A 12,952-nucleotide genomic window follows, 5' to 3' on the forward strand; every position below is an offset into this window, starting at 1 on the left:
CGGTCGACCCGCCCGTTCCGCCCGCTCCGCACGTCCCGCTCTGTCCGTTCGTTCCGCTCGATCTCCCGTTGTTCACTCGGACCCGCCAGGCCGCACCAGGTCTGGCTTCGTGGAAGGACACCCCCGATGAGGGTGCTGCTGCTGGGCGCCGACGGCTTCATCGGCCGTCGGGTCACCGACCGCCTGCTCGTGGATCCGGAGTTGCAGGTGACGGTGCTCGGCCGGCGTGATTCCGCCGACATCCGTTTCGACTTGACCACCGGCAGTCCGGGGGCCCTGGCCCGGTTCCTGGACGCGGTCGCGCCGCAGGTGGTGATCAACTGCGCGGGCGCCACCTACGGCAGCTCGCGCACGCTGATCCGGGCCAACACGCTCGCCGTGGCGACGGTCTGCGAGGGCATCCGGCGCAGCCGGGAGCCCGCCCGGCTGGTGCACGTCGGCTCGGCGGCCGAGTACGGGCCGGTGCCGGGCGGGGTCCCGGTGTCGGAGAGCGCCGAGCCGCGCCCGGTGGGCCCGTACGGGGTGTCGAAGCTGGCCGGGACGGAGCTGGTGCTGGCCTCGGGGCTGGACGCGGCGGTGCTGCGGGTGTTCGACGTGGTGGGGCCCGGGGCGCCGACCGCCTCGCTGTTCGGGCGCCTGGCGGAGGGCCTGCGGCGGGCGCTGGAGCGCGAGGAGTCGCAGGTGCGGATGCCGGACCTGTCCGGATACCGGGATTTCGTGGACGTCCGGGACGTCGCGCGGGCGATCCAGGCGGCGGCGGTGTCGGCGGCGACGGGGGTGATCAACATCGGCAGCGGGCACGCCGTCCGGGCGCGCGAGGCGGCCCAGCTACTGGTCCGGGCGTCCGGGTTCGAAGGGGCGATCGTGGAGGAGAACCGGCAGGTCGTGCTGCCCGCGCAGGCCGGCGGGCCGGTCGAGCACGTGCCGGGGCACGTGCTCGCGCACCACCTGCCGGGCCACCGTCCGGAGCCGCGGCCGGGCGAGGGACGGGCGGCCCCGGGCGAGCCGGTGCCGTGGCGGCAGGCGGACGTGCGCACCGCCCGGGACCGTCTCGGCTGGCGGACGCAGGTGCCGCTGGAGGAGTCGCTGGGGGACGTCTGGCTGGAGACGGCCTGCCGGGTCTGATCCTCCGGCACCGTGGGTCCCGGCCGGACCCGCGGGCCCGCGCGCAGGGCCCCGACAGGCCCCGGACGCCCCCACGGGGGCCGCTCCGGGGCCTGTTCCGTGGTCCCACCATCCGGCTCGGCCCGTCTCGCCCATCGGACGAGCTGTCTCGGAATACCGGAGCGGCATGACACTGTTGGCGTAGCAGAGCCACCTCGGTGGCGGAGCAACAAGCCCCTAGAGGTTGGCCCTGGCCACCTGAACTTGACGACCATCGGAGTCCCCGTGTCGCTGCCACCCCTGGTCGAGCCGGCCGACGAGCTCACCGTTGACGAGGTCCGCAGGTACTCCCGCCACCTGATCATCCCCGATGTGGGCATGGCCGGGCAGAAGCGGCTGAAGAACGCCAAGGTGCTGTGCGTCGGCGCCGGCGGCCTGGGCTCGCCCGCGCTGATGTACCTGGCGGCGGCGGGTGTGGGCACGCTCGGCATCGTCGAGTTCGACGTGGTCGACGAGTCGAACCTGCAGCGCCAGATCATCCACGGCCAGTCGGACATCGGCCGCTCGAAGGGCGAGTCGGCACGGGACTCGGTCAAGGAGATCAACCCCTACGTCGACGTGATCCTGCACGAGGAGCGCCTCGACAACTCCAACGTCATGGAGATCTTCTCCGGCTACGACCTGATCGTGGACGGCACCGACAACTTCGCCACCCGCTACCTGGTGAACGACGCCGCGGTGCTGCTCGGCAAGCCGTACGTGTGGGGCTCGATCTACCGCTTCGACGGCCAGGCGAGCGTGTTCTGGGCCGAGCACGGCCCCTGCTACCGCTGCCTCTACCCGGAGGCGCCGCCGCCGGGCATGGTCCCGTCCTGCGCCGAGGGCGGCGTGCTGGGCGTGCTCTGCGCGTCGATCGGTTCGATCCAGGTCACCGAGGCGATCAAGCTGCTGGCCGGGGTCGGCGACCCGCTGGTCGGCCGGCTGATGATCTACGACGCCCTGGAGATGAACTACCGCCAGGTGAAGGTCCGCAAGGACCCGAACTGCGCGCTCTGCGGCGAGAACCCGACCGTCACCGAGCTGATCGACTACGAGGCCTTCTGCGGCGTCGTGTCCGAGGAGGCGCAGGCCGCGGCCGCCGGTTCGACGATCACCTCGAAGCAGCTCAAGCAGTGGCAGGACGACGAGGAGGACATCTACCTCATCGACGTCCGCGAGCCCGGTGAGTACGAGATCGTCAGCATCCCCGGCGCGGTGCTGATCCCGAAGAACGAGTTCCTGATGGGCAACGCGCTGGAGCAGCTGCCGCAGGACAAGAAGATCGTGCTGCACTGCAAGTCGGGCGTCCGCTCGGCGGAGGTGCTGGCCGTGGTGAAGTCGGCCGGCTTCGCCAACGCCGTCCACCTGGGCGGCGGCGTGCTCGGCTGGGTCAACCAGATCGAGCCGCACAAGCCGGTGTACTGATCATCCGGAAACCGCGTGAAACCGCGTGAAACCGCGTGAGAACGCGTGAAAGGGCCCGCTTCGGCGGGCCCTTTCACATGTGCGGGAACCGGCCGCCTACAGCGCGCCCTTGCGCTGGAGCACGTTGTAGGAGATCCAGCCGGGCAGCACCGGCAGCCAGAAGGTCAGCGCCCGGTAGAGGAAGACCGCCGGGGTGGCGACGGCCGGCGGCACGTCGGCGACGGTGAGCGCACCGATCAGCGCGACCTCGACCGGGCCGATGCCGCCGGGGGTGGGGATGGCGGAGCCGGCCGCGTTGGCGGTCAGGAAGACCACGGCGACCGCCGAGAAGGAGATCGAGCCGCCGAAGGCCTGCACCGAGGCGTCCAGGCAGGCGGTGAAGGACAGCGTCAGCAGCAGGATGCCGCCGAAGCCGGTGATCAGCTTGCTGGGCGTCTGCATCAGGTCGAGCATCCGGGGCACCACGCCGAAGAACAGTGAGCGCAGCCGGTTGAGCACGAACCGCCGCAGCGGGGCGACCGCCGCGACCACCAGGGCCAGCACGGCGGCGCTCAGCACCCCGATGATCACCGCGCGGGAGGCGGAGAGGTCGCCGTTGGTCTGGCTGCCGGTGATGAGGCCGAAGCTGAACAGCAGCAGCAGGTGCCCGGCCAGGCCCGCCAGCTGGGAGGCGCCGACCGAGGCGACCGCCTGGCCGGAGCGGATGCCCGCCTTCTGCAGGTAGCGGGTGTTCAGCGCGATGCCGCCGATCGCGGCCGGGGCGACCAGCTTCACGAAGGACCCGGCGAGCTGGGCGGCCACGGTGCGGCGGAACGGCAGCTTCTCCGGGACGAAGCCGGTCAGGCTCATCGACGCGGCGACGTAGGAGAACGCGGCCGCGGCGAGTGCCACCGCCGCCCAGGCCCAGTTCATCTGGGAGAGCTTCAGCTGCGCCGGCTTGACGGTGGTGAGCGTCAGGTAGGCGGCGAAGGTGAGCGCGACCACCATGATCAGGCTCTTCGGCTTGAGCCGCTCCAGCTTGGCCGGCTCCATCGGAGCCTCGGGGGCGATCTGCAGGATCTGGGCGCGGATCCGGCTGAGCAGGTCCTCGCCGGCGACCGCGATGTCCTCCTCGGCCTGCTGCTGGGTGCGTTCCCCGGCGGCGACCTGCTCCAGCGCCCTGGCCCGGGCGGCGGTCTTGCGCTCCTTGCTGAGCTTCTTCAGGTCGATGCGGGTCGAGCGGCTCATGCCGACCGGCTGCAGCAGCGGCAGCGACTGGGCGACCCGATCGGCGCCGAGCACCGCGTTGGCGGTGGCGACCGTCCGCTCGGGGCCGATCCGCAGCGCGAAGGTGGTGAGCAGCTGGGCGACGTCGATGCGCAGGGTCAGGTCGGTGGCGGCGATGTCGCCGCCGGAGAGGTTGACCAGGCAGGCCGTCTTCCCGTCGACGACCAGCAGCGACTCGCCGGTGAGCCGCCGGTGGGCGATCCGGCGCTCGTGCAGGGCGGCGACCGACTCCCACAGCGATGCCATCACCGGGTCGGTGATCTCCTCGTCGGTCAGGTCGTCCAGGGTGCGGCCCTCGACGTTCTCGTAGACCAGGATCGCGGCGTCCGGGCCCAGCTCGGAGGTGGCGACCAGCTGCGGGGCGCGGGCCCCGGAGGCGGCGGCCGCGTAGGCGATCAGCGCCTCCTGCTCCAGTGCCTGGCGCAGCGACTGCGGGCTGCGCCGCACGGCCACCGAGCGCAGCCGCAGCCGGCGCCAGGCCCGGTAGAAGAAGCCGGAGGCCTGCTGCTCGCGGTCGACGATGTGGACGTCCAGCGGCGGGCCGCTCTGCTGGGCGACCAGGTAGCGGCGGGTGCCGCCGGGGGCGTCGGGGGCGCGGTGGGCGCTGGCCGGGGTGAAGCCGACCTTGCGCAGGCCGATCATCAGGTGCTGGCCGGTGGGCCGGATGTTCGGCGAGCCGATCGCGTAGAGGGTGCCGTAGGCGACGGACCAGCCGATCAGCACGGTGAGCAGCAGGGACAGCGGGGTGGTGTAGCCGCCGAGCAGTTCGGTGATGCCGCTGAAGACGACGACCACCCACAGGGCGACCCGCCACCGGGGTCTGCTCGACATGCCGACGGCCGTCATGTAGGCGATCACCGGGGCGAGGTAGCCGTGCACCGGGTCGGTGAGGGTGCCGACGGAGTCCAGCGGGAAGCGGGTCAGGGCGTCCCGGATGTGGTCGGAGGCGCCCTCGGCTACCCACCAGTCGATGCCCAGTGAGACACCGTAGGCCAGCACCGAGGCGAGCACGCCGTCGGCGACCCGCAGGCCGTCGCGCTTGATCAGCCGTTCCACGGCGAAGGCGAGCGGGACGGCCAGCACCGCGACGTTGGAGATCAGGCCGGTGATGGTGGAGAGCACCGGGGAGAAGCGGGGCGCGTTCTCGGCGATGTCGATCTCGATGCCGGTGGTGGTCGAGGTCGCCACCCCGGCGAGCACGAAGACCGCGACGATGCCGAAGACGCCGGCCAGGAAGCGGATGAGATCGGAGGGCCGGTGCGCGCGGGCGGCGAGCAGCGGTTCGTCGACGTCCAGGTGCGGGGTGTCGTCCAGCGGGTCGTGCCCGGGGCGCGGGCCGCTCCCGTCGGGCGGGCCGGCCGCGTTCGCGGTGGGCTCCGGTGCGGACGGCTCGGGCGCGGACGGCTCCGGCACCGACGGCTCGGGCGTGGCGGGCGCGGACGCCGCCTCGGGCGCGGTGGGCTGGGTCGGTACGGCGGCGGGGGCCCCGGTCGCGGGGCCGGCCGGCTTCGGGCTCTTGATCATCCGGTCCTTGATCAGGGAGACTTCCGGTGGGGTCGTGGCGCCGGCGTCACCGCCGCCGCCTGCGGGCATGCCGTCGGAGGACTCGTCGGAGCCCTCGTCCACACCCACGTCAGCCGTCCCGGTCATCTGGTCTTGTCCTCGTATCACCACTCACCGCCCCGAAGATGGTGGCATGCCTCGGCTCCCCGCGCTGGACAGGGGCCGGATCGGGCGCGGCGGATCCTGCCCAGCGTGCCCGCGGAGCGGCCGGATGCGGAAGAATGCCGCAGGTGACGGACGACACCCACGACGCCGGCCCCGGCGAGCTGCCGCCCTTCGCCGAACTGGTGCTCGACCTGACCGAGCGGATTCCACCCGGCCGGGTGATGACCTACGGAGACGTCGCCGAGTACCTCGGCCAGGGCGGCCCCCGGCAGGTCGGCCGGGTGATGGCCCTGTACGGCGGCGCCGTGCCCTGGTGGCGGGTGATCCGCGCCGACGGCCGGCTGCTGCCCGGCCACGAGCACCGCGCCCTCGCCCACTACGGCGAGGAGGGCACCCCGCTGCGCGAGCTCGCCGACCCGCCCCGGGTCGACCTGCGGCGCGCCCGCTGGGACGGCGGGCCGGCCGACGGGTGACCCGGGCCGGGATCGGCGGAACCCCGTGCGCGGACGGGAATGACGGAGCAGGATCGTAGGCTCGATACGGCGGGCCCCTCGGCGGGCCCGCCCGCAGTTGCCCGAGCACGACCCCCAGGACGTCCGTGACCTCCCCCTACCGTCTGGTGCGCAGCCCCCTCGTGCCGCCCGCCCCGCCCGAGCTCGACGCCTACCAGCGCGCCGTGGTCGAGCACGCGGGCGGCCCGCTGCTGGTGCTCGCCGGACCGGGGACCGGCAAGACCACCACCCTCGTCGAGGCCGTCGCCCGGCGGATCGAGAACGGCGCGGACCCCGAGCGGATCCTCGTCCTCACCTTCAGCCGCAAGGCCGCCATGGAGCTGCGCGACCGGATGGCCGGGCGGCTCTCCGCCACCGCCGCCGACGCCCGCGCCGCCGCCCCGCAGGCCACCACCTTCCACTCCTTCTGCTACGCCCTGCTCCGCGCCCACCAGGACCCGGCCGACTACGCCGAGCCGCTGCGCCTGCTCTCCGGCCCCGAGCAGGACGTCATGGTCCGCGAGCTGCTCGCCGGCGGCGCCGAGGACGCCCGGCGCGGCCGCTCCCGGATCGCCTGGCCGCTCGACCTGCGCGCCTGCCTCACCACCCGCGGCTTCGCCGACGAGGTCCGCGCCGTGCTCGCCCGCAGCCGCGAGCTCGGCCTCGGCGAGGCCGAGCTGGCCCGCTTCGCCGAGGGCGTGCGGCGCCCCGACTGGGCCGCCGCCGCCCACTTCCTCGCCGACTACCTCGACGTGCTGGACCTGCGCGGCGTCCTCGACTACGCGGAGCTGGTGCACCGGGCCGTGCTGCTCGCCGAACGCCCCGAGGTCGAGCGGGACCTGCGCGAGCGCTACGACGCGGTCTTCGTCGACGAGTACCAGGACACCGACCCCGCCCAGGTCCGGCTGCTGAGCCGGCTCGCCGGCGGTGGGCGCGAACTGGTCGCCGTCGGCGACCCCGACCAGTCGATCTACGCGTTCCGCGGCGCCGACATCAACGGCATCCTGGAGTTCCCGCAGACCTTCCGGCACGCCGACGGCCGCCCCGCCGACGTCAAGGTGCTGCGGGTCTCGCGCCGCTCCGGCGCCGTGCTGCTCGCCGCCGCCCGCGAACTCACCCGCCGGATGCCGATGGGCCGGCTGCCCGCCGACAAGCTCGCCCAGCACCGCGCCCCGCTGCCCGCCCGCGAGGGCGGCCGGGTCGAGGTCTACACCTACCCGACCCCCGGCGCCGAACTGGACTCCATCGCCGACCTGCTGCGCCGCGCCCATCTGGAGGACGGCGTGCCGTGGGGCGAGATGGCCGTCCTGGTCCGGGCCGGCGCCCGGTCCATCCCCGGGGTGCGGCGGGCGCTCGGCGCGGCCGGCGTCCCGCTGGAGATCGACGGCGACGACCTGCCGCTGCGCGAGGAGCCGGCCGTCGCCCAGCTGCTGCTCGCGCTGCGGGTCTGCGCCGAGCAGGCCGTCCGGGACCGGCAGGACGACGGCGAGGACGGCGAGGACGGCGGCGACGGCGGCGACGGCGGGGCCGCGGACGGCGGTGGCCCGGGCACGTCCGACCCGCTCACCACCGACCTCGCCCACGCCCTGCTCACCGGCCCGCTCGGCGGCCTCGACGGCGCCGACCTGCGCCGCCTCGGCCGCACCCTGCGCGAGGAGGAGCGCGCCGCCCTGCGCGCCGGGTCCGCCGCCGGATCCGCGGACGGGTCCGCCGACGGCGCCGGAAGCGCGCCCGCCGCCGTGCCCCGCCCGGCCGGCGAACTCCTGCGCGAGGCCCTCGCCGAACCCGAGCGCCTCGCCGTCCTCGACACCCCGTACGCCCGCCGCGCCCACGACCTCGGCACCCTGCTGCGCAAGGTGCGCGAGTCCCTGGCCGGCGGCTGCACCGCCGAGGACGCCCTCTGGCAGCTGTGGGACGGTTCCCGCCGCTGGCGCGAGCGCCTGGAACGGGCCGCCCTGCGCGGCGGCGCCGCCGGCCGCAACGCCGACCGCGACCTCGACGCGGTCTGCGCCCTGTTCGAGACCGCCGCCCGCGCCGAGGAACAGGTCACCGGCCACCGCGGCGCCCTGGACCTGCTCGCCGAACTGGAGGCCCAGGACATCGCCGCCGACACCCTCACCGTGCGCGCCGTGCGCCCCGAGGCCGTCCGGCTGATGACCGCCCACCGCGCCAAGGGCCTGGAATGGCGCCTGGTCGTCGTCGCCGGCGTCCAGGACGGCCTCTGGCCCGACCTGCGCCGCCGCGGCTCCCTGCTGGAGGCCGACCGGATCGGCCGCGACGGCCTCGCCGAACCGCTCACCCCCGCCGCGCTGCTCGCCGAGGAGCGCCGCCTCTTCTACGTCGCCGCCACCCGCGCCAAGGACCGGCTCGTCGTCACCGCCGTCAAGGCCCCCGCCGACGACGGCGACCAGCCCTCCCGCTTCCTGCGCGAGCTCTACCGCGAGGACGTCGACGTACCCCCAGCCTCCGGCTGGGGGTACCCCCAGCACGGCAAGAAGCTGAGGCGCACCCCGCCGGTCACCGTCGAGGACGTCACCCACCGCCCGCGCCGCCCGCTCGCCGTGCCCGCGCTGGTCGCCGAGCTGCGCGCGGTCACCGTCGACCCCGCCCGCTCGCCCGAACTGCGCCGCGCCGCCGCCGAACGGCTCGCCGTCCTCGCCCTCGCCACCGACGACGAGGACCGCCCGCTGGTGCCCGCCGCCCGCCCCGAGAGCTGGTGGGGCCTGGAGGACCCGACCGCCGCCCCCGACCCGCTGCGCTCCGCCGACCTGCCGGTGCGGCTGTCCGGCAGCGGCCTGGAACAGCTGGAGAACTGCTCGCTGCAGTGGTTCCTCGACAAGGAGGTCAAGGCCCGCGGCACCTCCTCCGCCGCGCAGGGCTTCGGCAACGTCGTGCACGCCCTCGCCGACGAGGTGGGCTCCGGCCGCACCCCCGCCGACCTCGCCGTGCTGATGGAACGCCTGGACACCGTCTGGGACGCGCTGGCCTTCGACGCCCCGTGGAAGTCCCAGCAGGAGAAGACCGAGGCCCGCGCCGCCCTGGAGCGCTTCCTCACCTGGCACGTGATGGCCCGCGGCCGCGACGTCGTCGCCACCGAGCACGGCTTCGACGTCACCCTCGACGCCGGCGGCGTCCAGGTGCGCATCCGCGGCTCGATGGACCGCGTCGAGAAGGACGAGGCCGGCCGCGCCTACGTCGTCGACTTCAAGACCGGCAAGCAGACGCCCACCGACAAGTCCCTGCCCGAGCACAAGCAGCTCGCCGTCTACCAGCTCGCCGTGCGCTCCGGCGCCCTGAACGGGCTGCCCGGCTTCGACGCGGCCTCCCCCGAGTCCGGCGGCGCCGAACTCGTCCAGCTGCGCAAGCCCGACAAGGGCGCCGCCGACGCGCCCAAGGTGCAGCGCCAGGACCCGCCCGACGGCGAGCCGTGGATCGAGAACCTGCTCGCCGACGCCGCCGGGCGGATCCTCGCCGAGCGGTTCGTCCCGCAGACCGGTGGCGGCTGCGACCGCTGCGCCTTCCGCCGCAGCTGCTCCGCCCAGCGCGACGGCGCCCAACTCGTCGAGTAGCGCAACGGCCGGTGGACACCGGATGTGGCGGACGCGGCACGTGGCCGTCGCCACAGCGGCCCCCGGCTGTCGGCGGCCCCGGCTACCGTTGCGTGGTGACCGCCGTGCTCAGCCATCCCGACCAGCTCAAGGAGCTGCTGGGCATCCCCTTCAACCGGGAGCAGATGGCGGCCATCGGCGCCCCGCTGCGGCCGGCCGTCATCGTCGCCGGCGCCGGCTCCGGCAAGACCACCGTGATGGCCGCCCGGGTCGTCTGGCTGGTCGGCTCCGGCGCGGTGCGCCCCGAACAGGTCCTCGGCCTCACCTTCACCAACAAGGCCGCCGGCGAACTCGCCGAACGCGTGCGCGCCGCCCTGCGTCTCGCCGGGGTGGCCGACCCCGAGGACGGCGAGGCGCTCGGCGAACCCGAGATCTCCACCTACCACGCGTTCGCCGGCCGCCTGCTCAAGGAACACGGCCTGCGCATCGGCATCGAACCCGACGTCCGGCTGCTCGCCGACGCCACCCGCTTCCAGCTCGCCGCCAAGGTGCTGCGCACCGCCCGCGGCCCGTTCCCCGCGCTCACCGGCACCTTCACCAACCTGGTCGCCGACCTCACCGCCCTCGACGGCGAACTCGCCGAGCACCTCGTCGAGCCCGCCGCCCTGCGCGCCTTCGACGAGGACCTGCTCGACACCCTCGCCGGCGTCAGGCTCGGCAACGAGGACCTGCGGGCCGTGCCGGCCACCGCCCGCGCCCGGCTGGAACTGCTGCGCCTGGTCGAGGACTACCGGCGCCGCAAGAGCGCCGCCGGCCTGATGGACTTCGGCGACCAGATCGCCGCCGCCGCCCGCCTCGCCCAGCAGCGCCCCGAGGTCGGCGCCCTGCTGCGCGACCAGTACCGGGTCGTGCTGCTCGACGAGTACCAGGACACCTCCGTCGCGCAGCGCCTGATGCTCGCCGGACTGTTCGGCGCCGGCCCCGACGGCACCGCCCCCGGCCACCCCGTCACCGCCGTCGGCGACCCCTGCCAGGCCATCTACGGCTGGCGCGGCGCCTCCGTCGCCAACCTCGACGACTTCCCCCGCCACTTCCCGAACGCCGACGGGACCCCCGCCGACCGGTACGCGCTCAGCGAGAACCGCCGCAGTGGCGGACGGCTGCTCGCCTTCGCCAACGAACTCGCGGCGCCGCTGCGCGCCATGCACGAGGGCGTCGAGGCGCTGCGCCCCGCCCCCGGCGCCGAGTCCGACGGCCGGGTGCGGGCCGCGCTGCTGCCCACCCACGCCGAGGAGGTCGACTGGCTGGCCGACGAGATCGACCACCTGGTGCGCACCGGCACCGCCCCCGGCCGGATCGCCGTGCTGTGCCGGGGCGGCGCGGCCTTCCCCGACGTGCACGCCGCACTGGTCGCCCGGGACGTGCCGGTCGAGGTGGTCGGTCTCGGCGGGCTGCTCCACCTGCCCGAGGTCGCCGACCTGGTCGCGGTCTGCGAGGTGCTCCAGGACCCGACCGCCAACGCCGCGCTGGTGCGGCTGCTGATCGGCCCGCGCTGGCGGATCGGCCCGCGCGACCTCGCCCTGCTCGGCCGGCGCGCCGCCGAACTCGTGCGCACCGAGCGCCCCGAGGGCGTCGAGGCGCTCGCCGCCGCCGTCGCCGAGACCGACCCCACCGAGGTCGTCTCGCTCGCCGACGCCCTGGAGACCTTCCTGGACGCGCAGGAGGCCGACGAGCTGCCCTTCTCCGCCGAGGCCCGGGTCCGCTTCGCCCGGCTCGCCCGCGAACTGCGCGAGCTGCGCCGCTCGCTCGCCGAGCCGCTGATGGACGTGCTGCACCGGGTCCTCGCCGTCACCGGCCTGGAGGTCGAACTCGCCGCCTCCCCGCAGGCGCTGGCCGCCCGCCGCCGGGAGACCCTGCACGCCTTCCTGGACGTCGCCGCCTCCTTCGCCGACCTCGACGGCGACCCCGGCCTGGCAGCCTTCCTGGGCTTCCTGCGCGCCGCCCAGGAGCACGACCGCGGCCTCGACGCCGGGCTGCCCGGCGGCGAGGACACCGTCAAGGTCCTCACCGCGCACAAGTCCAAGGGCCTGGAGTGGGACGTCGTCGCCGTCCCCGGCCTGGTCAAGGGCGCCTTCCCGTCCTCGTCCCCGCGCGAGCGCTGGACCAGTACCAAGCGCGTCCTGCCGCACGCCCTGCGCGGCGACGCCGCCACCCTGCCCGACGTGCGCGGCGGCTGGAACGCCAAGTCCGTGAAGGAGTTCAGGACCGCCCTCGCCGAGCACTCCGCCGTCGAGGAACTGCGGCTGGGCTACGTGGCCTTCACCCGCCCGCGCGCCCTGCTGCTCGCCTCCGGCCACTGGTGGGGGCCCAGCCAGAAGTCCCCGCGCGGCCCGTCCGCCTTCCTGGAGCAGCTGCGCGAGCACGCCGAGCGACCCGGCAACGGCGAGATCACGGCCTGGGCCGAGCCGCCCGCCGACGGCGAGGAGAACCCGGCGCTCGCCGCGCCCGTCGAACGCCCCTGGCCGCTGCCGCTGGACCCGGCCGCCCAGCACGCCCGCCGCCGGGTCGCCGGGGTGGTGCACCGCCGGCTGGCCGGGGAGCCCGCCCCGGAGCCCGAGCCGATGGCCCCCGAGGACCGCCGGCTGGTGGAGTCCTGGGACCGCGACCTGACCGCGCTGCTCGGCGAGTTGGAGCGCTCCCGCACCCGGGTGCGGGAGGTGCCGCTGCCCGCCTCGCTCTCCGCCACCCAGCTGATGCGGCTGGCCGCCGACCCGGACGGCTTCGCGCACGACCTCGCCCGCCCGATGCCCCGCCCGCCGCAGCCCGCAGCCCGGCGCGGCACCCGCTTCCACGCCTGGGTGCAGTCCCGGATCGAGCCGCTGATGCTGGTCGGCCCGGGCGCGCTGCCCGGCGCCGACGACGACGGCATCGAGGACGAGCAGGACCTGGAGCGTCTCAAGGAGGCGTTCCTGCGCACCCCGTACGCGCACCGCGAGCCGCTGCGGGTCGAGGCGCCCTTCCACCTGGTACTGGCGGGCCGGGTGGTGCGCGGCCGGATCGACGCGGTCTATCGTGACGGTGACGACGGGTCAGAAATGGGCGGCGCGTCACGCTACGAAGTGGTGGACTGGAAGACGCACCGGGAGGAGACCGCCGACCCGCTCCAACTCGCCGTCTACCGGCTGGCCTGGGCCCAACAGGCGGGCGTCCCCCTGGAGCAGGTCACGGCCTCGTTCCTGTACGTCCGCAGCGGCCGGATCGAACAACCCGCAGGACTTCCCGGCCGAAAAGAGTTGGAACGGCTCCTGATCGGGAACAGTGAAGAATGAGTCACGGAGAGCATTCAAGTCATCACGGCATCGGGCGAAACCTGTGCGTAGTGCACGTTTCGCGCATATTGTGGGGTCGGTA

At 74.7% G+C, this 12,952-nt stretch carries 6 protein-coding genes; 5 read left to right on the forward strand and 1 reads right to left on the reverse strand.

Going from position 1 to position 12,952, the window contains the following annotated elements; genetic code table 11:
- Window positions 1-126 precede the first annotated feature (126 nt).
- Together ACFVVU_RS12995 and moeZ are read left to right on the forward strand one after the other, a co-directional pair.
- A complete protein-coding gene (locus ACFVVU_RS12995) occupies window positions 127-1,125 on the forward strand; it encodes an NAD-dependent epimerase/dehydratase family protein (protein WP_387789746.1) in 999 nt (332 codons plus the stop codon).
- 264 nt (window positions 1,126-1,389) lie between these two features.
- The gene (moeZ, locus tag ACFVVU_RS13000; protein WP_380680566.1) at window positions 1,390-2,568 is read left to right on the forward strand and encodes an adenylyltransferase/sulfurtransferase MoeZ; all 1,179 of its coding nucleotides are present in this window, start codon (window positions 1,390-1,392) and stop codon (window positions 2,566-2,568) included.
- A 96-nt stretch (window positions 2,569-2,664) separates the two neighbouring features.
- On the opposite strand, the gene ACFVVU_RS13005 is transcribed toward moeZ, so the two are convergent.
- Window positions 2,665-5,484, reverse strand: a complete 2,820-nt coding sequence (locus ACFVVU_RS13005; protein WP_387789748.1) for a flippase-like domain-containing protein — start codon at window positions 5,482-5,484, stop codon at window positions 2,665-2,667.
- 134 nt (window positions 5,485-5,618) lie between these two features.
- Between ACFVVU_RS13005 and ACFVVU_RS13010 the strand changes: the two genes are divergently transcribed.
- The 3 genes from ACFVVU_RS13010 to ACFVVU_RS13020 all read left to right on the forward strand — a co-directional run bounded on the left by ACFVVU_RS13010 (window position 5,619) and on the right by ACFVVU_RS13020 (window position 12,870).
- A complete protein-coding gene (locus ACFVVU_RS13010; protein ID WP_380680572.1) occupies window positions 5,619-5,975 on the forward strand; it encodes an MGMT family protein in 357 nt (118 codons plus the stop codon).
- A 125-nt stretch (window positions 5,976-6,100) separates the two neighbouring features.
- A complete protein-coding gene (locus ACFVVU_RS13015) occupies window positions 6,101-9,562 on the forward strand; it encodes an ATP-dependent helicase (RefSeq protein ID WP_387789750.1) in 3,462 nt (1,153 codons plus the stop codon).
- 95 nt (window positions 9,563-9,657) lie between these two features.
- On the forward strand, window positions 9,658-12,870 hold the full coding sequence (locus tag ACFVVU_RS13020) for a UvrD-helicase domain-containing protein (protein ID WP_387789752.1): 3,213 nt from the start codon (window positions 9,658-9,660) through the stop codon (window positions 12,868-12,870).
- Window positions 12,871-12,952: the final 82 nt, after the last annotated feature.

Origin of the sequence: Kitasatospora sp. NPDC057965, from assembly GCF_042887135.1 — a bacterium.
Lineage (GTDB): Bacteria > Actinomycetota > Actinomycetes > Streptomycetales > Streptomycetaceae > Kitasatospora.